The sequence below is a fragment of the Mycolicibacterium phocaicum genome (assembly GCF_010731115.1).
Taxonomy (GTDB): domain Bacteria; phylum Actinomycetota; class Actinomycetes; order Mycobacteriales; family Mycobacteriaceae; genus Mycobacterium; species Mycobacterium phocaicum.
This window is the reverse complement of sequence record NZ_AP022616.1, coordinates 5,523,424-5,546,399: the sequence shown is the minus strand read 5'-3', so window position 1 is coordinate 5,546,399 and position 22,976 is coordinate 5,523,424. Positions and strand designations below refer to the sequence as shown.

Sequence of the window (22,976 nt, the reverse complement as noted above, 5' to 3'; positions counted from 1 at the left end):
CACCTATCCGCACCGCATCCCGCACCGAACTCCTGGTGACAAACCAGGAAGGACGGCACGGTGCGGCGGATTGCAGTGATCGGGAGCGGCATATCGGGGCTCACCGCGGCCTGGGTGCTCGCCCGCGACGCGGAAGTCACCCTGTTCGAGGCACAACCGCGATGCGGTGGTCACGCCCACACGCATGAGCTGGCGGCACGCCGCGGCGGCACCGACGTCGTCGGCGTCGACTCCGGCTTCATCGTGCACAACGACCGCACCTATCCCACTCTGCTGCGACTGTTCGCCGAACTCGGTGTCCGGACACAGGAATCCGACATGTCGATGTCGGTGTGCTGCGAAGGCTGCGGCCTGGAGTACGCCGGCGCGAAGGGGCTGAAGGGCCTGTTCGCCACGCCGGGCGCGCTGGTCTCGCCGCGCTATCTGCGTCTGCTCGCCGAGGTGACGCGCTTCCACCGGCTCGCCCGCGCCGAGCTGGCGCGCGGCGTGGCGGACGGGCAGACCCTCGGCGAATTCCTCGGGGCCGCAGGGTTTTCCCGCTACTTCGTCGCGCATTTCATGGTGCCGCTGGTCGCCGCGGTGTGGTCGTGTCCCCCGGACGTCGCGCTCGACTATCCGGTCGGCTACCTGCTGGCGTTCCTCGACCATCACGGGATGCTGACGGTGTTCGGGTCACCGACCTGGCGGACGGTGACGGGAGGCTCCGCGCGGTACGTCGAGGCGGTCACCGCGCGGCTGCCGTCGGTACGCCTCGGCGTACCCGTACGCGCCATCACCCGCAACTCCGACGGCGTGCTGGTGCGTGACGACGCGGACCGCGTCGAACAGTTCGACGCGGCCGTCATCGCGACGCATCCGAATCAGGCCCTGTCGATCCTGGACCAGCCGACGGCGGATGAGATCGAGATTCTCGGCGCCCTGCGGTACTCGATCAATCACACTGTGCTGCACACGGATACGTCACTGCTGCCGCGACGCCGTGGCGCTCGTGCGTCGTGGAACTACCGGATGCCGTCGTGCACCGTCCAGTCCGACGAGGTCCTGGTCAGTTACGACCTCAACCGGCTGCAGCGACTCGACGGGAGCACCGACCGGCGGTTCGTGGTGACGCTGGGCGGCGGCACCCGGGTCGATCCGGGTCAGGTCATCGCCACCATGCTCTACGACCACCCGCAGTACTCCCCCGAGTTCCGCGCCGCACAACAGCGCCTGCACACGCTCGGTGATCACCGCGTGGCGTTCGCCGGCGCGTATCACGGCTGGGGCTTCCACGAAGACGGCGCGGTGTCCGGCGTCGTCGCGGCGGAACGACTCGGCGGCAGCTGGAGCGGTGCGGTGCCACCTCTGCTGCGGCCGGCGGGGAATGTGGCATGAGCCCACCACAGATCGTGCGGACCAGGATCCACCACGCGCGCACCGTGCCGGTGCGGCACGCGTTCACCTACCGCAGCTACAGCTGGCTGGTCGACCTCGACGCCGTGCCCGAGCTGCCCCGCCTGTTGCGGCGGTTGGCCGGGTTCCACGCCGCCGACCATGCCGGCGATCCGCGCCGCACCCTGCGGGAGAACGTCGACGCCTATCTCGGCGAACACGGAATCGACCTCGGCGGCGGCCACATCCGAATGCTGGCCAATGCCAGGGTCTTCGGTTTCGTGTTCAATCCGCTGACCGTCTACTGGTGCCACGACGCCGGCGGCGCGCTGGTGTGCGCCGTCGCCGAGGTGCACAACACCTACGGCGGCCGGCACCGCTACCTGTTGCGCGCCGATCATCGCGGCGAGGTCGTCGTGCCGAAGGCGTTCTACGTCTCGCCGTTCAACCCCGTCAGCGGCCGGTACGTGCTGCGCGTCCCCGAACCCAACCGGGGCCGGCTCGGCGTGGCGGTCACCCTGCTCGACGCGTCCGGCGCAGTCGTGCTGACCGCGACCTGGACCGGGTCGGTCCACCCCGCGCGCCCCGCAACCGTTCTGACCACCGCACTGGCAGCGCCACTGGCGCCGCTGCTGGTCCTCGCCCGCATCCGTTGGCAAGGCGTGCGCCTGTGGGCGCGCGGACTGCCACTGCACCCCCGCCCCCAGGAGGCCGCCCTATGACGAATCAACTCCACGACGGTGCCGCGTACGATCCGTTCCTGCCGGCCAGATGGACCGACATCGCGCAGGTGCCGAGCGGTCTGCGCACCCGGCTGGGTACGCCCGTCACCCGGGCGTTGTTCCGGGCCGCGGTACGGGACCTGCCGGTGCGGGTGGAGTATCCGGACGGCACCGTCCAGGGTGCGGCCGGTGCCGCTGATCCGGCCGCACCGCGAATGTTGTTGCACCGCCCCGACGATTTCTTCGGTCGCATCGCGAACAGTGGCCTGATCGGCTTCGGTGAGGCGTACATGGTCGGTGACTGGTCCGCGCCCGAGCTCACCGCCGTACTCACCGCGCTGGCGTCCCGCATCGACACCGTGGTGCCGGCCATGTTCCAGGGACTGCGCTCGGTCCTGCTACCGCAGACACCGCGCAACCATCGTGGAGCGCAGGCGGATACGCGCGCGAACATCGCCCATCACTACGACCTGTCCAACGAGTTGTTCAGCATGTTCCTCGATCCGACGCTGACCTACTCGTGCGCGCTGTTCGACACGCTCGACCCGCCACCGGCCTGGCGCGACCTGGCGGCCGCGCAACACCGCAAGATCGACCGGCTGCTGGACGTCACCGGCGTCGGGACCGGCACGCGGCTGCTCGAAATCGGCACCGGCTGGGGCGAATTGGCGATCCGGGCCGCGCAGCGTGGCGCGCACGTCCACACCGTCACCCTGTCTCGCGAGCAGCAGCTGCTGGCCCGTGAGCGCATCGCCGCCGCCGGGCTGTCGGACCGCATCACCGTCGAGCTGTGCGACTACCGCGACATCACCGGGACGTACGACGCGATCGTCTCCATCGAGATGATCGAGGCCGTCGGGTACCGCTACCTACCGGCCTACCTGCGCACGCTCGAGCGCCTCCTCGCGGCCGACGGCCGGGTCGGCCTGCAGCTGATCACCATGCCGCACAAGCGCATGCTGGCTTCCCGTGACACCTACACCTGGGTGCACAAGTACATCTTCCCCGGTGGGTTCCTGCCATCGGTCAACCTCATGGAACGGTCGATCAGCGCGCACACCGCACTGCGCATCACCGACCGGTATTCGTTCGGACCGCACTACGCCCACACCCTCCGGCTGTGGCTGCAGCGATTCACCGCGAACAGCGCCGGCGCCGACGCACTGGGATTCGACCGCATCTTCCGGCGGATGTGGCGTTTCTACCTCGCCTACTCCGAGGCGGGCTTCGCCTCGGGCTACCTGGACCTGCACCAGCTGGTCCTGCAGCCGAAGGCGCGATCGTGAGCACGCCGTCCGGATCCGACGGGTTGCGTCAGATCGACGCGGTTCCCGCGCAGCCGTGCGACGATTCACCGATGGTGGGTGAGCCGGACCGCGTAGCTCTGCTCACCGCGATCGCCGACGGCGACAGTGCGGCTTTCGCCGAGTTCTACGACCTGACCTCGCCACGGGTGTTCGGCCTCGCCTATCGCGTCGTGCGGGACCGGACCCTGGCCGAGGACGTCGTGCAGGAGGTGTTCCTGCAGGTGTGGTCGTCGGCGGCACGGCAATACGACCCCGCGCTGGCCAGCCCGATCGGCTGGCTGATGACGTTGACCCACCGCCGCAGTATCGATCGGGTCCGCTCCGAACAGTCGGCCGCCGATCGCAACCACGTCTACGGCGCCTCGAGCCTGGGCCGCGAGCACGACAGCGTCGCCGATGAAGTGGGACAGCGACTCGACGAGCAGGAGGTCACCGACTGCCTCGACGGACTGACCGCCGTCCAGCGGGAAGCCATCGGCCTGGCGTACTACAGCGGCCACACCTATCGGGAGGTCGCCGAGCACCTCGCCGTCACGCTCCCCACCATCAAGGCCCGAATCCGGGACGGCCTGATCCGCCTGAAGAACTGCTTGGGGGTGGGCACCGATGCCTGACAGCTACACCGACGACGAACAGCAATTGCTCGATCTCGCGTACGTATATGCACTCGACGCGGTGTCCGAGGCCGAACGCTCGGACATCGCCGGCCGCCTCGGCGTCGCGGCGCCGCACACCGCGCAGGCGTTCGCCCGCATCGTCGGCGACACCCAGGAGACCATGGCAGTGCTCACCGCGGGTGACACCCTGACGCCGCCCGCCGAACTGCGCATGCGCATCCTGCAGGCCATCGGCATCCAGGCCGCCGAGCGCAGTTCGGATGAGTTGGCGCTCAAGCGAACCCGGCGACGCCGGCTGCTCGTCCGGCTCGCGGCGGCCGCCGCGGTGATCTGCGCGATCGCCATCGGCACGACGGTGATCGCCGATCGCTTCGCCGAGCACCCGGCACAGCCGACGGTGTCGCAGGTGCTGGCCAACCCCGATATCCGCACGTACTCGGCGCCGGTCGCCGGGGGCACCATCACCCTCAGCGCGTCCCAACAGGCCAATGCCGTGGTGGTGGCCATGGCGAATGTGCCTGCGCCACCGGCAGGCCACGTCTACCAGATGTGGTTCATCCCGGCGTCGGGAGCGCCGCGGTCCGCCGGCACCATGAGCGCCGACACCATGCCGCCGCCCGGCGGCGAGGTGATACCCGCGCTGGACTCGGCCGCCAAGGTGGCGGTGACGGTCGAGCCCGGGTCCGGATCGAGCCAGCCGACGAGCAGCCCGGTCGTCGTCGTCTCCCTGATCTGACGATGACGGTCGGCGCCTTCTTCGACGATCTGCTCGATCGCTCCGTCGTACTCGGTTACTCCCGGCTGGGTCTGGCTGTGCGGCAACAGCTCTGGCGTACCCCCGAGCTGCCGGCCGGCGCCCTCGCCGGCCGCACCGTGCTGGTCACCGGCGCGAACTCGGGTATCGGCAAGGCCATCGCCACCGAACTCGCGATGCTCGGGGCGACGGTGTTGATGACGGTGCGGGACCGGGCCCGCGGCGAGGCCGCGCGACACCATGTGCTCACCGTCGCGCCGGCCGCCGACGTGGCAGTGGAGGTGTGCGACGTGTCGCACCTGGCCGCGGTCCGATTGTTCGCCGCGGACCTGCTGTCGCGGCACGCACGGCTCGACGCCGTGATCCACAACGCCGGTGTCATGCCCGAAGAGCGCACGGAAAGTGCTGAAGGACATGAGCTCTCGCTGGCCACCCACGTTCTGGGGCCGGTGTTGCTGACCGAACTCCTGCGGCCGGGGCTGACCACGGCGGCGCGGGTGGTCCTGATGTCCTCCGGAGGCATGTACACCCAGGCACTTCCGGTCGATGACATCGAGTACCGGCGCGGGCATTACCGCGGTGCCACGGCGTACGCGCGCAGTAAGCGCGTCCAGGTCGCGTTGACGCCGCTACTGGCGCGGCGCTGGCCCGAACTGGTGGTGGCGGCCATGCATCCCGGCTGGGCCGACACCCCGGGCGTCGCGCAGTCACTGCCCGGGTTCCGTCGCGTGACGCGTCCGATCCTGCGGACGCCCGAACAGGCCGCCGACACCGCCGTGTGGCTGACGGCGACGGACCCGCCGCCGGAGTCGGGACGGTTCTGGCACGACCGCCGGATCCGTCCCACGCATTACCTGCCCACCGCGCACGACGACGACGCCCAGGTGCGGCAGGTGTGGCAATACTGCGCGGCCGCCGTCGGTTTGTGAGAGCTTGTCGCGCAATCAGATTCGAGCGAGTTCGCGCCGCAGCCCGCGCGCGCCGTCGTCGAGGAGGCGCGCCACCGCGAGCTGGAGCAGGGGCTCGATCCACCGCAGCCATCCCTGGAACGCGAACCTGATCCGGTAGGTGACCGCAGTGCCGTCGACATGCGGCACCACGGTGATGGTGTCGCGCGCGACCAGGTACCGATTGACGCCGCGCAGTTCGATCGACTGCCCCGGCGTCAGGCTGGTGACTTCGTACGTGATCTCCGAGGTGCGGCCGGCGAAGCGGGACGTGTTCGCGTACCGGGTACCCACACCGCCGTCGCCCGCGATGCGTTCGGTGCGGACGGTGCCGGGGTCCCACTGTGTTGTCGTGGTGAAGTCCGCCAGGTACGCGAAGACGGCGTCGGCCGGCGCGGCCACCACCACCTGTCGCTGCGCGTCGATCATCGGACCGCCTTCCCCAACTGGTGGCGCAGGCACTGTTCGAGGTCCGGGCGCCGGAAGCGGTGGCCGGCCTCGATGAGCCGGCCTGGCACCACGCGCTGACTGGCCATGGCCAGCTCGCGGGCCCCCTGCCGGCCGAGCAGCAGTGCCGGCCCCAGCGCGGGTACGGGCAACACGGCGGGTCGGTGCAACACCCCGGCCAGCGTCCGGGTGTAGTCGGCGTTGCGGACGGGTTGTGGCGCAACGGCATTCACGGGGCCCGACAGCGCGGTGTCGACCAGCGCGCGGTGGTACACGTCAATCAGGTCGTCGATGTCGATCCAGGACAGCCATTGCCGCCCGTCGCCGAGCGGACCGCCGAGACCGGCGGCGAACAGCGGCCGCATCAGCTGCAGGGTGCCGCCGCGCGGCGTCTGCACGATCCCGGTGCGGACGTTGACGACCCGCAGTCCGGCAGCGGTGGCCGGCGCCGTCGCCGCTTCCCAGTCGGCCACGACGGCAGCCAGGAACCCGTCGCCCGGTTGCGCCGATTCGTCGAGGCGCTCGTCGGCCCTGTCGTCTCCGTACCAGCCGATCGCCGACGCACCGACGAAGACCGACGGCCCGTCCGTCGCGCGGGCGGCGCACTCGGCCAGCCGACGGGTCGGCTCGATCCGGCTGTCGCGCACCGCTTTCTTGTGCGCGTCGGTGAACCGGCCGGCAATCGACGCGCCCGCGAGGTGCACCACGGCGTCGATCCCGTCGAGCAGATCGTCGGCGGGTGATTCGGGATCCCAGCGGCGTTCGGTGTCGTCGCGTGGTTCGCGGCGCACCAACCGGATCACCCGGTGACCGCCGGTGGACAGGAAGGCGGTCAGGGCGCTGCCGACCAGTCCCGATGCCCCGGTCACCGCCACCGAGCCGGGACCCCCGCCGTGTTCGCGCGCCCATCGATGGGCGGCGAGGTCGTCGCTCAGCTGGCGGTGCCGGTACCGGAACGTCTGCTCGAGCAGGGGCCCGGGTACCGGTGTGTCGACACGGTCGGTGACCCGGGTGCGCCCGTCACCGACGGCGTCGAAGCAGTGTTCGTGTCGCCAATGCCCAACCAAAGCCGTTGGCAGCGAACGTAATCCGTCCCGGCTCAATTCGTCCACGAAACGCGCGGGCGGCGCGTAGTCGGCCGGATTGTGTTGCGCGCTCCAGCGCAGTCCGCCGGGCAGGCCGAGCACGGCGCGCCCGTCGGCCAGCGACGCGGCTTCCGCGACCACGCTCATTGGCTGCCACGGCGGCAGCAACCGGTGGATGGCGCCCGGCCGCGCATGCCAGGCGAACACGTCGTCGCGCGGCGCGTCGAACACACTGCTGTACTCGATCCCCATCAAACCTCCGAGTCGAATCGTTCTCAGTGGGATTCGGAGCCAACCGGCCGGCGGATGGGTCTGCTCAGCCGGTGGGCTTGTAGCTGAACGACACCTTGCCGTCGGCGACGTCGGTGACCGTCAGCGTGTAGGCGCGGTTCTGGCCGCCGACGAGCGCGGTGCACCGCTGTGTCGCGCCGACCTTGCTGTCGACGTCTCCGTCGCACTTGACCGTGCTGGGGCTCTGACCCAGTTGCGTCGCAAGCGAACTCTCCGCCACCGACTTCTCCAGCACCGGTGTCAGGCCGTAATTCATTGCGAGGCCGGACACTTCGCTCACCAGTGCGGTACGTCGGCTGGTGAATCCGTCATCGGTGATGTCGCACAACGCCACCGCACCCTGCTTGCCCTCGAGCCCCGACTGGCACACGACGGAATCCGGGGCGGCCTTGCGCGCACGGGTCACCATGTCCGCCACCGCCGCCTCCAACTGGGTCTTGGAAACCGCGGGGGTCATCGAATAGCTGACCTTGCCGTTGTCGACGCCGGACACCGTGATGGTCGGCTGAATCCCGTAGGCCGGTGACATGGTGACGTCACACCGCGTGCTCTGCCCGACCCGGGCGATGAGGCCGCGCTCACAGATCACCGCCTGCGGCGGCTGGCTCGTGAAGGCATCGTGGATCGCCCGCTCCAGCGACGCCTTGTCCACCATCGGCAACTGCGCCGACGGCTTGGCCTGGACCGCTTCCGGTTCCGGACGGGTGAGGCTGTAGACCAGCGCCGCGAGGCCCGTCAGCAGCAGCCCAGCGATGACGACCAGTGCCAGGATGCGCGCCCTCATACCCGCTATTGTGCCCGGCTACATCAGGTCGTTTGCGGGCACGTCATTTCGGTGCTCGCGGTACCAGGCCACGGTGCGCGCCAGCCCGTCGTCCAGGGCGATCTGCGGCGTCCAGCCCAGCTTGCCCATCTTCGTGATGTCGGGGCAGCGCCGCTTCGTCTGCCCGGCGGGCGACTCGCCGGGCTGGACGTCCAACGCGACGCCGACGATGGCGCCGATGCGGTCGGCCAGCTCACGGATCGACATCTCCACGTCACTGCCGATGTGGTAAATCTCGCGGTGCCCGCCTTTTTCGTACATCGTCATGATGCCGTCGACACAGTCGTCGACGTAGCAGAAGGACCGGGTCTCCGTGCCGTCACCCTGGATCGGGAACACCGCATCACCGCGCTCCTGGCAGCCCAGCGCCCGCAGGATGAATTGCGGCTCGACGTGCTTCCAGCCCATGTTCGGCCCGTAGATGTTGTGCGGCCGGAAGATCTGCACCTGGCGGTAGTGCTCCTGACCGTAGTTGAAGGCGATCAGTTCACTGGCGATCTTGCCGCCGCCGTAGGAGTACCGGGGGTTGAGGCTGTCGGGCAGCATCAGCGGGATGGTCTCGGGCGTCGGGATGATCGACGGTGTCTGATAGACCTCGGCCGTGGACGCCACCACCAGATCCGGCACACCGGCGTTGCGGCCCGCGTTGACGACCGCCAGCGCGCCCAGCATGCCGACCTCGAGCACCAGTTCCGGTTGGGTGTAGAAGTTCTGGGTGCCGTTGATGGCGGCCAGGTGCATGACCACCTCGGCGCCGGCGAATGCCTTCTCGAGGGCGTCCTGATCGCGGACGTCGCACGTGAAAAGCTCTACGTCCGAGGCGACTTCGGCGAATCTGCTGGCATCGCCGCGGACCATGGAGTCCACCACCGCGACCTGCCAGCCGTCCCGCACCAGCCGCTTGACCAGGTAGGCGCCGATGAATCCGCCACCACCGGTGACCACGACCCGCTTAGACACGCTCGACGACCTTTCCGCTGCGGCCCACCGCGAAGTAGCTGTCGCCCAGTTCGGTGGCCGGCAGGTGGCTGTAGTGGTTCCAGTAGTCGAAGACGAAACCGTCGGGGCTGATGAACTCGCTGATGGTGCGCGGCGAGATGGTGCCGAGCGACGGGTGGTTGTTGCCGAGGACGACGACATCCGCGCCGCTCACCGCGTCACCGAACCGGTTGTACACCTTGTGCCCCGGAAAGGCCTCGGCCAGAACGTCATTCGGCGTGACCGGGTCGTAGACACCGATCTCGGCATCCGGGTGCGCGGCCTTCAGCTCGTTGAAAACCTTGATGGACATCGACCCGCGCAGGTCACTGGTCTCGGGCTGGCCCTTGAACGCCATGCCCAGCAGGTTGATCTTCAGCGGCCCGTCGGCGCCCAGCTTCCGGCGCGCGATCTCGCTGCTGATGAACCGCACCGTCTCGGCGGGCTGCCGCTCGTTGACCAGGCGGCCGGCGGCGGTGATGTCGAGGGTGACGCCGCGCTCGCGGACGCTCTCCATCAGGATGTGCGGGTCCTTCTCCAGGCACGGCCCGCCGACCAGACCCGGCAACGGGATATTGGTGCGGTTGTATCCGAGTTTGCCCGCCGAGATCACCTCATAGGCGCTGACGCCGAATGCGTCGCAAATCCGGGCGACCTCGTTGGCAAACGCGAACTGAACATCGCGGAACGTATTGCTCACCAATTTGATGATCTCGGCGGTCTCGATATCGGAGACCAGCACGATCGAGCTGGTGAGTTTTCGGAATACCGCGGCCGCCCGGTCGGCGACGGCCGGATCGTCGGCGCCGACGATCTGCGGCAGCTCGCGCAGTTCCTGCAGCGCCTTGCCTTCCAGGGTGCGCTCGGGGCACATGGCGATGTCGAAGCTCTTGCCGCTGGCGGCCAGCATCGGTGCCACCACGTCGCGGGTGGTGCCGACCTTGACCGTCGACCGCAGGATGACCAGCGCGCCGTCCTGCATGTTTCCGGCGATGTCGCGGGCCGCGGCCTCGATCATGTCGACGCGCGCGACACCGTCCGCCGACAACGGCGTGCCGACGGTGATGATGTACGTGTCGCACGAGAAGCTGTCGTCAAAGGCGGTGACGGCCTTCAGTTTCCCGAATCGGGTGACGCCCTCGAGGGCATCGGGCAGGCCGGTCTCGGTGAAATGCGGCAAACCCTGATTGGTCATATCGACCAATTCCTGACGGGTCTCGATTCCGATGACGGAGTTGCCGGCCTCGGCCAGCACGGTGGCCAGCGTCAGCCCCACATATCCCAGGCCGATGATCCCGACGTCGTATTTCTCTGGCAAATCCTCAATCCCTCCAGTCAGCCCTGTGGGAGACGGCTGTTTTCATACCGCAGCAGCTGTCGCGCAAACAAGTTTCGACCTTACGGGTCTGCGGCGCATTTCGGGCCTAGGTACGCTTCCAGTGTGCCGCTGCCTGCAGACCCACATCCCGCTTTCGCCACCTACGCGCATCCCGATCGGCTGGTGACCGCCGACTGGCTGTCCGGCAACATCGGACGCCCGGGTCTGGCCATCGTCGAATCCGACGAGGACGTCCTGTTGTACGACACCGGCCACATCCCCGGCGCGGTGAAGATCGACTGGCATACCGAACTCAACGACCCGCATGTCCGCGATTACATCGACGGCGCGCAGTTCGCCGCACTGATGGATCGCAAGGGCATCAGCCGGGACGACACCGTGGTGATCTACGGCGACAAGAGCAACTGGTGGGCGGCCTACGCGCTGTGGGTTTTCACGCTCTTCGGGCACCCTGATGTCCGCCTGCTCGACGGTGGCCGCGATCTGTGGATCACCAACGGCCGGGACACCACGCTGGACGTCCCGAGCAAGCAGACCACGGGGTACCCGGTGGTCGAGCGCAACGACGCCCCGATCCGCGCCTTCAAGGACGACGTCCTCGCGATCCTCGGCAAAGAGCCGCTGATCGACGTCCGCTCGCCGCAGGAGTACACCGGCGAGCGCACCCACATGCCCGACTACCCGGAGGAGGGTGCGCTGCGCGGCGGCCACATCCCCACCGCGCGGTCCATCCCGTGGGCAAAGGCCGTCGACGACAGCGGCCGGTTCCGCAGTCGCGCCGAACTCGACGAGCTGTACGGCTTCATCTCTCCCGACGACAAGGCCGTCGCGTACTGCCGCATCGGCGAGCGCTCCAGCCACACCTGGTTCGTGCTGACGCATCTGATCGGCCTGCCCGCCGTCCGCAATTACGACGGTTCGTGGACCGAGTGGGGCAACGCGGTGCGGGTGCCCGTCGCCGTTGGCGAGGAACCGGGGCCGGCGCCGGGCTCGGCATGACCGTCCCCGGCCCCATGCCTGAAGCCCTGGCCGAGGTGGTGTCGGATTTCGCCGACGTCCAGGGACAGGACAAGCTGGCACTGCTGCTGGAGTTCGCGAACGAACTCCCGCCGCTGCCGTCGTCGCTCGAAGAAGCCGCGATGGAGCCGGTGCCGGAATGCCAGTCGCCGTTGTTCCTGCACGTCGACGCCGCAGATCCCGAGCATGTGCGGTTGTACTTCAGTGCGCCGGCCGAAGCCCCGACGACACGGGGTTTCGCGGCCATCCTCGCGGCCGGCCTGGACGGCCTGCCGGCGTCCGACATCCTCGCGGTGCCCGACGACTTCTACGCCGACCTGGGGCTGGCCAAGCTGATCAGCCCGCTGCGCCTGCGGGGCATGTCGGCGATGCTGACGCGCATCAAGCGCCGCCTACGCGACGCTTGATGCGGATCAGGCTCAGAAGAACGGCAGCTTGAACTTGCCGCTGTAGTGCAGCGCGTCCGGGTTGCGCTGGCCGATGATCTTGCCGGGCACGCCGCCGACGATGCCGAACGGCGGCACCTCTTTGTTCACGACGGTGTGTGCGGCCACCACGGCACCCCGGCCGAGCAACGACGGCAGGACGATGGCGCGCGTCGCGATCCACACGTGGTCGTCGATGACGATGGGGTCCGGTGGATTCGGTGCCGGCACGAAGTTCGGGTGATTGATGTCGTGCCCGCCGGCGATGATGTGCGTGTCGCTGGCGATGACGACGTCGTTGCCGATCGCGATGCCCGCGCGCGCGTCGAGGACACACCGGAAGCCGATGGACACGCGGTCACCGATCACCAGGTAGGGAATCGACCAGACGCTCGTGCCGCGGTTGATCGCGGAGCCCTTGCCGATCTTCGCCCCGAACAGCCGCAGGTAGCCCAGCCGGATGAAGTGGAACGGGATGTGGGTGACGACCGAGCTGTAGAACAGCGCGGCGTAGGTGTCGCGGATTCGGTGCCACAGGGTCTCCCCCGGCAATTCGTGCTTGAGGATGTTGCCGTCGTCGTCGGTCACCCACTGCATCTTCGGTGGGATGCGGACGTTCGGGTTGACCGCCCGCTTGCGCGCGATCAATTCGGGGTCTGAGGCCTGCGGCTCGACGAACAACGGTGTCCCCTTACTCGTGGCTCCCCGGCGGGTCCGGTGCGGCACCAGTATCACCCAAGCAGATGTTCGGTGAGAAAGCGCGGGTCAAGCGGGTCGATTGGGCAATCTCTAAGAAAACGTCCCGGCGCCTTCGTTTCCCGAAGTGGGGATCCGCCGGTTAGGCCTTACACTGCACGCGATACATTCTTAAAGACATTTCTTAGAGAACCGCCGTCAGGAGGCACTGTGGCCAACCACGCCAGTTCCAAGATCTCCAAGGTGCTAGTCGCCAACCGTGGAGAGATTGCCGTCCGGGTCATCCGGGCTGCCAAGGACGCCGGACTGGCCAGCGTCGCCGTTTACGCCGAGCCGGACGCCGATGCGCCGCACGTGCGGCTTGCCGACGAGGCCTTCGCCCTGGGCGGCCAGACCTCGGCCGAGTCCTACCTCGTCTTCGACAAGATCCTGGACGCCGCCGCCAAGTCGGGCGCCAACGCCATCCACCCGGGCTACGGCTTCCTGTCCGAGAACGCCGACTTCGCGCAGGCCGTCCTCGACGCCGGGCTGATCTGGATCGGGCCGAGCCCGCAGTCCATCCGCGATCTGGGCGACAAGGTCACCGCGCGCCACATCGCCGCCAAGGCCAACGCGCCGCTGGTGCCGGGTACCCCGGACCCGGTCAAGGATGCCGACGAGATCCTGGCGTTCGCCAAGGAGCACGGCCTGCCGATCGCCATCAAGGCCGCCTTCGGTGGTGGCGGCCGCGGCATGAAGGTCGCCCGCACCCTCGAGGAGATCCCCGAGCTGTTCGACTCGGCCACCCGTGAAGCCGTCGCCGCCTTCGGCCGTGGCGAGTGCTTCGTCGAGCGCTACCTGGACAAGCCGCGCCACGTCGAGGCTCAGGTCATCGCCGACACGCACGGCAACGTCGTCGTCGCCGGTACCCGCGACTGCTCCCTGCAGCGCCGCTTCCAGAAGCTCGTCGAGGAGGCCCCCGCGCCGTTCCTGTCCGACGCGCAGCGCAAGGAGATCCACGAGTCGGCCAAGCGCATCTGCAAGGAAGCCGGCTACTACGGTGCGGGCACCGTCGAGTACCTGGTCGGCCAGGACGGCCTGATCAGCTTCCTCGAGGTCAACACCCGTCTGCAGGTGGAACACCCGGTCACCGAGGAGACCTCGGGCATCGACCTGGTGCTGCAGCAGTTCAAGATCGCCAACGGCGACGCCCTGGACATCACCGAGGACCCCACCCCGCGTGGCCACTCGTTCGAGTTCCGGATCAACGGCGAGGACGCCGGTCGCGGCTTCCTGCCCGCCCCCGGCCCCGTCTCCAAGTTCGAGGCGCCGACCGGCCCCGGTGTCCGGATGGACTCGGGTGTCGAGACCGGTTCGGTCATCGGCGGTCAGTTCGACTCGATGCTGGCCAAGCTGATCGTCACCGGCGCCACCCGCGACGAGGCCCTGGCCCGCTCGCGTCGTGCGCTGGCCGAGTTCAACGTCGAGGGTCTGGCCACGGTCATCCCGTTCCACCGCGCCGTGGTCTCCGACCCGGCCTTCATCGGTGACGGCGACAAGTTCGACGTGCACACCCGCTGGATCGAGACCGAGTGGAACAACACGGTCGAGCCGTTCACCGGTGGCGAGGCCCTGGACGACGAAGACGCCGCCCCGCGTCAGAAGGTCGTCGTCGAGGTCGGTGGCCGTCGCGTCGAGGTGTCGCTGCCCGGCGATCTGGCCATCGGTGGTGGCGGTGGTGGCGCAGCCACCGGTGTCATCAAGAAGAAGCCGAAGCCGCGTAAGCGTGGCGCCGCCGGCGGCAAGGCCGCCTCGGGCGACTCGGTCACCGCGCCGATGCAGGGCACCGTCGTGAAGGTCGCCGTCGAGGAGGGCCAGCAGGTCTCCGCGGGTGATCTGATCGTCGTGCTCGAGGCCATGAAGATGGAGAACCCGGTGACCGCGCACAAGGACGGCACCGTGACCGGCCTGTCGGTCGAGGCCGGCGCCGCCATCACGCAGGGCACCGTCATCGCCGAGCTGAAGGACTAGTTTCCAGTCCGCTGGTTTTCTGACTCAGGGCTGCGATCCGTCACGGATCGCAGCCCTGAGTTGCATTTGAGGAGGAGTGCCGTGGAACCCATCGAGATCAATGCCGGCGCCTGGTATCTGCGCGCGCTGCGGGCCGACGACCGGATGGATGACCGGCCGTCCCTGGCGGACTTGGGTGAACACTCCCCCGACCACGTGGAAACCCGTGCGGCACAATGGGAATCCGACACCCTCTATTCGTGGGCGGTCTGCGAGCCGACGACCGGCGAACTGCTGGCCGAGATCACCTTGGATCCGGCCACGCGCGAGATTTCTGTGCGCACACGGGCCGGATTCGACGAGGCCGCCGCGACGGGCGTCGAGTCGGTGCGCCGCTTCGCGGCCGCGATGCTCGGCTAGCGAGAATGCCGAACGTGAACTTGATGGCGAATTTTCACGGATTTTTCGCCATCTTCTTCACGTTCGGCGGTCTCGGCTAGAAAAGCAGCACCGGCAGGCTCATGGTCAGCACGATGGACATGAGCAAGAGCAGGAACCACCCGGCGCCCTGCCAGGCCCACCAGACCTTGTCGCCCCGCCAGGCCCGGTAGGTCCGGACGAAGGCCCACACCCCGCTGCCGAAGAGGAACAGCGGGCCGGCCAGCGCGAGCACGGTGCGGTACGGCATGCTGCACGCCGCCGTGTCGTAACCACTGCAATGCCGGACCCAGACGGCCGCCAGCACCATGAAGCCGACGCCGACGCTCCCCATCACCAGACCGAACCGCGCGGCCTGATGCACGCTGGGATCGTCGTCGCGGAATCGATCGGTTGTCGGGCTGAGCATCAATATCACCGCCAACCCCAGTATGCGCCTGGTGGACGCTAGGGCGCCAGTGGGCCCTCGGCGATCCGTTTGATCGCGGCGAGACGCCGATCCCATTGCCTGCCAAGGGTTTCCAGCTCGTTGCCGAGCGCACTGAGCTTGGCCCCCAGCGCGCGGTAGCGAATCTCCCGGCCCACTTTGACGGGCTCGACCAGCCCCGCATCGGCCAGCACCGACAGGTGCTTCGCGATGGCCTGCCGACTCACCGGCAGCCGGCCGGCCAGGGCGCTCGCCGAGAGGTCGTCGGCCCCCAACTCGGTCAGGATGCGCCACCGGGTCTCGTCGGCGAGCACCGCCAGCACCGCCGGCATGCGGGTGTCGGTCACACCGCCGCCTGCAGGTACGCCACCAGGTCGTCGAGTTCCGCGGTCCAGCCGCCACTGTTCTCGGCGTGCGCGGTCTGCGGATCGGCCAGGTTCTCGAAGCCCGTCTCGCGCAGGTCGAGCCGGGTGCCGCCGTCGATCTCGGTGAGGTCGAAGCGCACGACAGTCGAGTTCTGCGGAGTCGGGTCGGCATCCGTTTCACGGTGCGCCCACCGATAGACCAGCGTGTGCGGAGCCTCCGCGCTTTCGACCACGACCCGGAACTTGCCGTGGGCATTCCAGCCGAAGAAGCCGGTGCCACCCGGGATCGCCTCGAGTTCGGCCGCGTCACCGAACCATTGCGCGATGAGCTCGGCTTTCGTCAGGGCGTCCCAGACCCGCTGGATCGGCGCGGCGATGTCGATGGTGCGGGTGATGTCGAGAGTGTCCATGATTCCCCTTCGAGCGACGGTAAGTGCAACTCCACAGTTGCACACCTGCGTCACTTGGTGCAACCCTCAGATTGCACTTGGGGCCGCGGTACGCGCCTTCAGCAACACGAGCCCGATCGTCCCGAAGATCAGGTTCGCCGCGATCTCCAGAATCGCGGTCACCCACGAGAACGCCGTCACGCGCGCCCACGGCGGCGCACCCAAGAAGCTGTCGCTGAAGAATCCCCATTTCGGAAGCAGGTGCGCCGCAGTGAATCCCACCGCGCCGGCGTAGCCGATCCCGACGGCCGCCAGCGGTGCCCACCGGTTCCGCCTGAACACCATCGCGATCGTGACCGCCGCGAAGATCAGCTGCAGCGTGCCGCCCACCATCACCGCCGGCGGGATGACGTTCATCCCCCGCCGCATGTGGTCGGCGCCGTGCAGCAGCAGCGCGACCGCCAAAAAGCCTGCGGCCCAATCGAAGTTACGTTGCCAATTCCTGGAGTCACCAGTCATACGGATCACCTCTACTACGCACGGTAGTAAACCGACGGCATCCTGTAAAGACCTGTCAGGGGTTGGCCCTACGATGCCTGGCGTGCGGATGAAACTCTTGGGCGCGGCCGGCCTGATATCGGGCGGCGCAGCGTATCTGCACGGCTGGACGTGGGAACCGGCGCTGGCCACAGCCGTCGGCGTGCCACTGCTGCTCGCCGCCATTCCGCACGTCGTCACCGGAATGCGCACTCCGAGCCGCCACGAGGATCCCGTGCACGACATGTCGGGCACCGAGTTCGAGGATTACGTCGCCCGGATCGCCCGGTCCTGTGGCGTCCCCGTCATCATGACCGAGCTGTCCGGCGACTGGGGCGTCGACCTGATCGTCGGTACGCGGCCCAATCGCCTTGCCATCCAATGCAAAAGGCTGTCGCGGCCCGTCGGCCCCGGCGCCGTCCAAGAGGTGGTCGCCGGCGCGCCAATGCAGGACTGCGCGCACACCATGGTGGTCACCAACAACGACTTCACGCCCGCCGCACGGAAATTGGCCGAGTTGCACGACTGCACCCTGGTCAGCGGCACCGAGCTGACACGGCTGCGCGGCTTGATCCGCCAGCAGGTCCTAGAGCGCCGCTAGGACGTCCCGCACCGCCTGGACGGCTTCGTCGATCTCGGTCCGCGATACGGTCAGCGCCGGCCGGAACCGCACGGAGTCGGTGCCGCTGGCCAGCAAGATGACGTGGTGCTGCCACAGCCGCCCGATCACCTCGTCACGCTGCGCGGCCGACGGCATGCTGAACGCACACATCAACCCACGCCCGCGCGGGTTGAGTACCAGCGACGGGAATTCGTTTGCCAGGCAACGCAGCTGGCCCACCAGGTACCAGCCCATCCGTACGGCATTGTCGATGAGGCCGTCGGCTTCGATGACCTCGAGGATGCGCCGGGCCCGCACCATGTCGGTGAGGTTGCCACCCCAGGTGGAGTTGATTCGCGAGCTGACGCGGAAGACGTTGTCGGCGACGTCGTCGACGCGGCCACCGGCCATCACGCCACACACCTGGGCCTTCTTGCCGAAGGCCACCACGTCGGGCGTGACACCCAGTTGCTGGTAGGCCCAAGCGGTTCCGGTCATGCCGACGCCCGTCTGCACTTCGTCGAAGATCAGCAGCGCGTCGAACTCGAGGCACAAATCCCGCATCGCGGCGAAGAACTCCGGGCGCATGTGCCGGTCACCGCCCTCGCCCTGGATCGGCTCGGCGATGAAGCACGCGATGTCGTGCGGGTACGCCTCGAAGGCCGCCCTGGCCTGACGCAGCGATTCCTGTTCCAGCGCAACGATGTCCACGCCCGGCGTCACCACCGGGGCGTCGATGCGCGGCCAGTCGAACTTGGGGAATCGGGCCACCTTGTTGGGGTCGGTGTTGGTCAGCGACATCGTGTAGCCACTGCGGCCGTGGAAGGCGCCGCGCAGGTGCAGCACCCGGGTGCCCAGCGCCGCGTCGATACCGCGTGATTCATTGAGTCGGCTCTTCCAATCGAAGGCGACCTTCAACGCGTTCTCCACCGCGAGCGCCCCGCCGTCGACAAAGAACAGATGCGGCAGCGCCGGGTCACCCAGCACCCGCGCGAACGTCTGCACGAAGCGCGCCATCGGCACGCTGTAGACGTCGGAGTTGCTCGGCTTGTTCACCGCAGCCTGCGCCAGTTCGGCGCGGAAGGCCGCGTCGGTCAAAGCTGGATGGTTCATCCCCAGCGCCGACGACGCGAAGAACGTGAACATGTCGAGGTACCGGGTGCCGTCACGCGCGTCGACGAGATATGAACCACCCGACCGGTCCAGATCGAGCACGAGGTCCAGACCGTCGGTCAGGATGCTGCGCCCCAGCACGTCGCGGACGTCGCGGGCACGGCCCGCCGACAACCCGTCACCAGAAGTCAGAACAGCGGTCATGCCGCCATCCTAACGCAATATTTACAGTCTGAACGACTCGAAACAGGAACTATTCCGGTAGCGACACCTGATCATCGTAAAAAGTCTGTAAGATGATGGTGCTTCGCGTGCGAACGTTGGCGACCGTGCGGATCCGCTGCAGCAGGCCCTCCAGCGCCCGCGCCGAGGCGACCCGCACCAGCAGGACGTAGCTCTCCTCGCCGGCCACCGAATGGCAGGACTCGATCTCCGGGAAGGGTTGCAGTCGCGCCGGGGCATCATCAGGTTGGGAAGGATCGAGTGGGGTGATCGCGACGAACGCCGACAGCATGTGGCCGACGGCCTCGGGGTTGATCCGCGCCGTGTATCCCGTGATCACACCGCGGGATTCGAGCCTGCGCACCCGCGACTGCACCGCCGACACCGACAGTCCCGCCGCCGTTGCGAGGTGCGCCAGCGTCGCGCGGCCGTCGGCCATCAGCTCCCGCACCAGGATTCGGTCGACATCGTCAAGCTGCTCGGCTTCGGCCATGGCCGGAGACTACCCGCAGGCGTTGCCATGACGGTTCAGACGTGGGAGCTGCGGGCCGCGTTCGCCGCCGCGCTGTCCCGCATGTACGGCACCGAGGTCCCGGCCTACACGACGCTCGTCGACGTCAGCACCGCAGTGAACCGGGACTGCGCGACCGACGGCCGGCTCGGTTCCATCGACCGGGTCACCGCGGAACGGCACGGCGCCATCAGAGTCGGCAGCCCCGCCGAACTCGCCGACGTCGCAGCTCTTTTCGCCGCTTTCGGCATGTACCCCGTCGGGTTCTACGATCTGCGCGAGGCCGCCTCACCGGTGCCGGTGGTCTCCACCGCCTTCCGACCCGTCGAGACAGAAGAGTTGGACCGCAACCCGTTTCGGGTGTTCACCTCGATGCTGGCGACCGAGGACGCCCGCTTCTTCTCCCCCGACCTGCGGGCCCGGGTGCAGCGGTTCCTCGGGCAGCGCCAACTGTTCGACCCGGCGCTGATCGTCCAGGCCCGCCGGATCGCCGCCGACGGCTGCCCGGCCGCCGATGCCGACGATTTCGTCCGCCGGTGCACCGCGGCCTTTGCGTTGTCCCGCATGCCGATCGACAAGGCCTGGTACGCCGAACTCAGTGCGGTCTCCGCCGTCGCCGCGGACATCGCCGGCGTCAGCACGACCCACATCAACCACCTGACGCCGCGCGTTCTCGACATCGACGAGCTGTACCGGCGGATGACGACCCGCGGCATCACCATGATCGACGCGATCCAGGGTCCGCCCCGGACTGACGGGCCGCCGGTGCTGTTGCGGCAGACGTCGTTTCGAGCTCTGGCCGAGCCACGCACGTTTCGCGGCCCCGACGGCACGGTGTTCGACGGCAGTCTGCGGGTGCGCTTCGGCGAGGTCGAGGCCCGCGGGGTGGCGCTGACCCGCGCCGGCCGGGAGCGCTACGACGTCGCGATGACCGATCAGGAGCACTGGGACCGGTACTTCCCCGCCACCGACACCGAGATGGCGGCGCAGGGCCTGGCCTATTACCGCGGCGGCGACCCCACGAAACCCGTTGTCTACGAAGACTTCCTGCCGGCCTCGGCGGCCGGCATCTTCCGGTCGAACCTGGACCAGGACGCGCAACCGACAGCCGCCGACGACACTGGCGACTACAGCCTCGACTGGATGGCGGGCGCCATCGGCCGGCACATCCATGACCCTTACGACCTCTACGAGAAAGCGGCATCATGACCTCTGTGCAGAATCAACTCTTGCCCACCGCCGATCAGCTCCGCGACCGCGTGCGGACCGCGCTACAGGCCGTCGGTGCTCACGTCACACTGGGTGAGCCCAGTGCCCATGGCCTGCATGCCAGCACGCCCATCACCGGCGAGGTGCTGTTCACGCTCCCGGAGAGCACCGCCGAGGAAACCGACACCGCGATCGCCGAGGCGGCACAGGCGTTTTCCACCTGGCGCACCACACCGGCACCGGTCCGGGGCGCACTCGTGGCCCGTCTGGGCGAACTGCTCGTCGAGCACAAGGCCGATCTGGGCACGCTGGTCACCGTCGAGGCCGGCAAGATCACCTCGGAGGCACTCGGCGAGGTGCAGGAGATGATCGACGTCTGCCAGTTCGCGGTCGGTCTCTCGCGCCAGCTCTACGGGCGCACCATCGCCTCCGAGCGGCCCGGACACCGGCTCATGGAGAACTGGCACCCGCTCGGGGTCGTCGGTGTCATCACCGCGTTCAATTTTCCCGTCGCCGTCTGGGCCTGGAACGCCGCCATCGCGCTGGTGTGCGGCGACACCGTGGTGTGGAAGCCCTCCGAACTCACTCCGCTGACCGCCGTCGCCTGCCAGGCGCTGTTGGAGCGCGCCGCGGCCGACGTCGGCGCCCCGACGCATGTCGGCCGGTTGGTACTGGGCGGCCGCGAAGTCGGCGAGCAGCTGGTCGACGACCCCCGCGTCGCGCTGCTGAGCGCGACGGGATCGGTGCGGATGGGGCAGGAGATCGGCCCGCGGGTGGCCCAGCGGTTCGGCAAGGTGCTGCTGGAGCTCGGCGGCAACAACGCGACCATCGTCACGCCGTCGGCCGATCTCGATCTCGCGGTGCGCGGCATCGTGTTCGCCGCCGCCGGGACCGCAGGCCAGCGGTGCACGACGCTGCGCCGCGTCATCGCGCACCACAGTGTGGCGGACACGCTGGTGCAGCGGATCGTCACCGCGTACCAGAGCCTGCCGGTCGGTGATCCGTCCGCGGAGGGCACCCTGATCGGGCCGCTGATCCACGAGCGGTCCTACCGCGACATGGTGGGCGCGCTGGAACAGGCGCGCGCCGAGGGCGGCGAGGTGACCGGCGGTGAGCGGGTGCAGCTGCACCCCAGCTCGTACTACGTGACGCCGGCGGTGGTCCGGATGCCGGGGCAGACGGCCATCGTGCACCAGGAGACGTTCGCGCCGATCCTCTACGTCCTGACCTACGACACCCTCGACGAGGCCATCGCCCTCAACAACGCCGTACCGCAAGGTCTTTCGTCGGCCATCTTCACCACCGACATCCGGGAGGCCGAACGCTTCATGGCCGCCGACGGGTCGGACTGCGGCATCGCCAACGTCAACATCGGCACCTCCGGCGCGGAAATCGGCGGCGCGTTCGGCGGCGAGAAGCAGACCGGCGGCGGCCGCGAATCCGGCTCCGATTCATGGAAGGCCTACATGCGCCGGGCCACCAACACCGTCAACTACTCCTCGGAACTGCCGTTGGCTCAAGGAGTGCAGTTCGGCTGAGGTAGACATGAACCCGTGAAGATCGAAGGTGCGGTGGCTGTCGTCACCGGAGCGGGCTCGGGCATCGGCAGGTCCATCGCGACGGCGCTGGCCGCCGCGGGTGCGTCGGTCGTGGCCGGCGACATCGATGCCGCAGCCGCCGCCGAGACGGCCGCGGGCTACGGCGGTGTCGGTATCGGCGCCGACGCGTCGTCGGTCGACGGCATCGCGACGCTGCTCGATGCCGCCCGCGAGGCGTACGGACCCGTCGACATCTACGTCGCCAACGCCGGCATCACCGGCGAACCGGGACTCGGCGACGACGAAGCTGCCTGGGACCGCATCATCGACATCAACCTGCGTGCACACATCCGGGCCGCCAAAGCTGTTGTGCCCGAATGGGTTGAGCGGGGTGCCGGACATTTCGTCGCCGTGGCGTCGGCGGCCGGACTGCTCACCCAACTCGGCGCCGCCGGATACAGCGTCACCAAGCACGCCGCCGTCGGCTTCGCCGAGTGGCTGACCATCACCTATGGCGACCAGGGCATCGGTGTCAGCTGCGTCTGCCCGATGGGCGTCGACACGCCCCTGCTGCGCGGCATGACCGACTCTCCCGATGCCGCGATCCGGGTGGCCGGCAATGCCGTGACCCACGCGGGGAACGTCGTCGGGCCTGATCACGTCGCCACCCTCGTGGTCAAGGCCATCGAGGACGGCACGTTCCTGGTGCTGCCGCATCCCGAAGTACTGGAGATGTACCGGCACAAGGGCGCCGACTACGACCGCTGGCTCGCCGGCATGCGGCGGTATCAGCGCACGCTGAACCAGTGATTTGTGCA

26 protein-coding genes are annotated in these 22,976 nt (G+C 68.4%); 14 read left to right on the top strand and 12 right to left on the bottom strand.

Going from position 1 to position 22,976, the window contains the following annotated elements; translation table 11 throughout:
* Nucleotides 1-60 precede the first annotated feature (60 nt).
* The 6 genes from G6N46_RS26710 to G6N46_RS26685 are packed head-to-tail and all read left to right on the top strand — an operon-like array spanning nt 61 to nt 5,700.
* A complete protein-coding gene (locus tag G6N46_RS26710) occupies nt 61-1,374 on the top strand; it encodes an NAD(P)/FAD-dependent oxidoreductase (RefSeq protein ID WP_456093947.1) in 1,314 nt (437 codons plus the stop codon).
* Entirely contained in the window at nt 1,371-2,093 is a 723-nt protein-coding gene (locus G6N46_RS26705; RefSeq protein ID WP_061005198.1) for a DUF1365 domain-containing protein, read from the top strand. The genes G6N46_RS26710 and G6N46_RS26705 overlap by 4 nt, the downstream gene beginning before the upstream one ends.
* Complete coding sequence (locus G6N46_RS26700; protein ID WP_138250086.1) at nt 2,090-3,379, top strand: SAM-dependent methyltransferase; 1,290 nt, start codon at nt 2,090-2,092, stop codon at nt 3,377-3,379. Before G6N46_RS26705 ends, G6N46_RS26700 begins: the two co-directional genes overlap by 4 nt.
* Nucleotides 3,376-4,014, top strand: coding sequence for an ECF RNA polymerase sigma factor SigK (gene sigK, locus G6N46_RS26695; RefSeq protein ID WP_138250087.1), 639 nt, complete (start codon nt 3,376-3,378; stop codon nt 4,012-4,014). Before G6N46_RS26700 ends, sigK begins: the two co-directional genes overlap by 4 nt.
* Nucleotides 4,007-4,753: an anti-sigma factor gene (locus G6N46_RS26690; RefSeq protein WP_138250088.1), complete on the top strand. Its 747-nt coding sequence runs from the start codon at nt 4,007-4,009 to the stop codon at nt 4,751-4,753. The genes sigK and G6N46_RS26690 overlap by 8 nt, the downstream gene beginning before the upstream one ends.
* 2 nt (nt 4,754-4,755) lie before the next feature.
* A complete protein-coding gene (locus G6N46_RS26685; RefSeq protein WP_138250089.1) occupies nt 4,756-5,700 on the top strand; it encodes an SDR family NAD(P)-dependent oxidoreductase in 945 nt (314 codons plus the stop codon).
* 15 nt (nt 5,701-5,715) lie between these two features.
* On the opposite strand, the gene G6N46_RS26680 is transcribed toward G6N46_RS26685, so the two are convergent.
* The 5 genes from G6N46_RS26680 to G6N46_RS26660 all read right to left on the bottom strand — a co-directional run bounded on the left by G6N46_RS26680 (nt 5,716) and on the right by G6N46_RS26660 (nt 10,660).
* Nucleotides 5,716-6,147, bottom strand: coding sequence for an SRPBCC family protein (locus G6N46_RS26680; RefSeq protein WP_138250090.1), 432 nt, complete (start codon nt 6,145-6,147; stop codon nt 5,716-5,718).
* Complete coding sequence (locus tag G6N46_RS26675; RefSeq protein ID WP_138250091.1) at nt 6,144-7,502, bottom strand: TIGR01777 family oxidoreductase; 1,359 nt, start codon at nt 7,500-7,502, stop codon at nt 6,144-6,146. Before G6N46_RS26675 ends, G6N46_RS26680 begins: the two co-directional genes overlap by 4 nt.
* A 64-nt stretch (nt 7,503-7,566) precedes the next feature.
* Nucleotides 7,567-8,325 carry a DUF4333 domain-containing protein gene (locus tag G6N46_RS26670; protein WP_138250092.1) on the bottom strand — a complete coding sequence of 253 codons (759 nt, stop codon included), beginning with the start codon at nt 8,323-8,325 and terminating at the stop codon, nt 7,567-7,569.
* An 18-nt stretch (nt 8,326-8,343) separates the two neighbouring features.
* On the bottom strand, nt 8,344-9,324 hold the full coding sequence (locus tag G6N46_RS26665; protein ID WP_167526439.1) for an NAD-dependent epimerase/dehydratase family protein: 981 nt from the start codon (nt 9,322-9,324) through the stop codon (nt 8,344-8,346).
* Nucleotides 9,317-10,660 (bottom strand): nucleotide sugar dehydrogenase, encoded by a 1,344-nt coding sequence (locus G6N46_RS26660; RefSeq protein WP_061004685.1) that lies wholly within the window; start codon nt 10,658-10,660, stop codon nt 9,317-9,319. The genes G6N46_RS26665 and G6N46_RS26660 overlap by 8 nt, the downstream gene beginning before the upstream one ends.
* A gap of 123 nt (nt 10,661-10,783) precedes the next feature.
* Between G6N46_RS26660 and G6N46_RS26655 the strand changes: the two genes are divergently transcribed.
* Both G6N46_RS26655 and G6N46_RS26650 read left to right on the top strand, forming a co-directional pair.
* Nucleotides 10,784-11,680 (top strand): sulfurtransferase, encoded by an 897-nt coding sequence (locus G6N46_RS26655; protein WP_138250093.1) that lies wholly within the window; start codon nt 10,784-10,786, stop codon nt 11,678-11,680.
* A gap of 14 nt (nt 11,681-11,694) precedes the next feature.
* Nucleotides 11,695-12,105: a SufE family protein gene (locus G6N46_RS26650; RefSeq protein ID WP_138250094.1), complete on the top strand. Its 411-nt coding sequence runs from the start codon at nt 11,695-11,697 to the stop codon at nt 12,103-12,105.
* 12 nt (nt 12,106-12,117) lie between these two features.
* On the opposite strand, the gene G6N46_RS26645 is transcribed toward G6N46_RS26650, so the two are convergent.
* The gene (locus tag G6N46_RS26645; protein WP_226519215.1) at nt 12,118-12,849 is read right to left on the bottom strand and encodes an acyltransferase; all 732 of its coding nucleotides are present in this window, start codon (nt 12,847-12,849) and stop codon (nt 12,118-12,120) included.
* Between the two features lie 180 nt (nt 12,850-13,029).
* Here G6N46_RS26645 and G6N46_RS26640 point away from each other — a divergent pair, with 180 nt between their 5' ends.
* A complete protein-coding gene (locus G6N46_RS26640; protein ID WP_138250095.1) occupies nt 13,030-14,829 on the top strand; it encodes an acetyl/propionyl/methylcrotonyl-CoA carboxylase subunit alpha in 1,800 nt (599 codons plus the stop codon).
* An 81-nt stretch (nt 14,830-14,910) separates the two neighbouring features.
* Complete coding sequence (locus tag G6N46_RS26635) at nt 14,911-15,228, top strand: hypothetical protein (RefSeq protein WP_138250096.1); 318 nt, start codon at nt 14,911-14,913, stop codon at nt 15,226-15,228.
* A 76-nt stretch (nt 15,229-15,304) separates the two neighbouring features.
* Here G6N46_RS26635 and G6N46_RS26630 read toward each other — a convergent pair whose 3' ends face one another.
* The 4 genes from G6N46_RS26630 to G6N46_RS26615 all read right to left on the bottom strand — a co-directional run bounded on the left by G6N46_RS26630 (nt 15,305) and on the right by G6N46_RS26615 (nt 16,946).
* Nucleotides 15,305-15,655 carry a hypothetical protein gene (locus tag G6N46_RS26630; RefSeq protein ID WP_133426942.1) on the bottom strand — a complete coding sequence of 117 codons (351 nt, stop codon included), beginning with the start codon at nt 15,653-15,655 and terminating at the stop codon, nt 15,305-15,307.
* A gap of 38 nt (nt 15,656-15,693) precedes the next feature.
* A complete protein-coding gene (locus G6N46_RS26625) occupies nt 15,694-16,005 on the bottom strand; it encodes an ArsR/SmtB family transcription factor (protein WP_138250137.1) in 312 nt (103 codons plus the stop codon).
* 11 nt (nt 16,006-16,016) lie between these two features.
* Nucleotides 16,017-16,448: an SRPBCC family protein gene (locus G6N46_RS26620; protein WP_138250097.1), complete on the bottom strand. Its 432-nt coding sequence runs from the start codon at nt 16,446-16,448 to the stop codon at nt 16,017-16,019.
* Between the two features lie 66 nt (nt 16,449-16,514).
* Nucleotides 16,515-16,946, bottom strand: coding sequence for a hypothetical protein (locus G6N46_RS26615; protein ID WP_234880726.1), 432 nt, complete (start codon nt 16,944-16,946; stop codon nt 16,515-16,517).
* A gap of 88 nt (nt 16,947-17,034) precedes the next feature.
* On the opposite strand from G6N46_RS26615, the gene G6N46_RS26610 reads away from it, so the two are divergent.
* A complete protein-coding gene (locus tag G6N46_RS26610) occupies nt 17,035-17,565 on the top strand; it encodes a restriction endonuclease (protein WP_138250139.1) in 531 nt (176 codons plus the stop codon).
* Here G6N46_RS26610 and lat read toward each other — a convergent pair.
* Together lat and G6N46_RS26600 are read right to left on the bottom strand one after the other, a co-directional pair.
* Nucleotides 17,551-18,882, bottom strand: a complete 1,332-nt coding sequence (gene lat, locus G6N46_RS26605; protein WP_138250098.1) for an L-lysine 6-transaminase — start codon at nt 18,880-18,882, stop codon at nt 17,551-17,553. The two genes, G6N46_RS26610 and lat, sit on opposite strands and share 15 nt — an antisense overlap.
* Nucleotides 18,883-18,931: 49 nt before the next feature.
* On the bottom strand, nt 18,932-19,393 hold the full coding sequence (locus tag G6N46_RS26600) for an Lrp/AsnC family transcriptional regulator (protein ID WP_133426946.1): 462 nt from the start codon (nt 19,391-19,393) through the stop codon (nt 18,932-18,934).
* 27 nt (nt 19,394-19,420) lie between these two features.
* Between G6N46_RS26600 and hglS the strand changes: the two genes are divergently transcribed.
* From hglS to G6N46_RS26585, 3 genes are read left to right on the top strand one after another with little or no spacing between them, the layout of a single operon-like run.
* Nucleotides 19,421-20,620: a 2-oxoadipate dioxygenase/decarboxylase gene (gene hglS / locus G6N46_RS26595; RefSeq protein ID WP_138250099.1), complete on the top strand. Its 1,200-nt coding sequence runs from the start codon at nt 19,421-19,423 to the stop codon at nt 20,618-20,620.
* Nucleotides 20,617-22,158 (top strand): L-piperidine-6-carboxylate dehydrogenase, encoded by a 1,542-nt coding sequence (amaB, locus tag G6N46_RS26590; protein ID WP_138250100.1) that lies wholly within the window; start codon nt 20,617-20,619, stop codon nt 22,156-22,158. The genes hglS and amaB overlap by 4 nt, the downstream gene beginning before the upstream one ends.
* A gap of 15 nt (nt 22,159-22,173) precedes the next feature.
* The gene (locus G6N46_RS26585) at nt 22,174-22,968 is read left to right on the top strand and encodes an SDR family oxidoreductase (RefSeq protein ID WP_135355372.1); all 795 of its coding nucleotides are present in this window, start codon (nt 22,174-22,176) and stop codon (nt 22,966-22,968) included.
* Nucleotides 22,969-22,976: the final 8 nt, after the last annotated feature.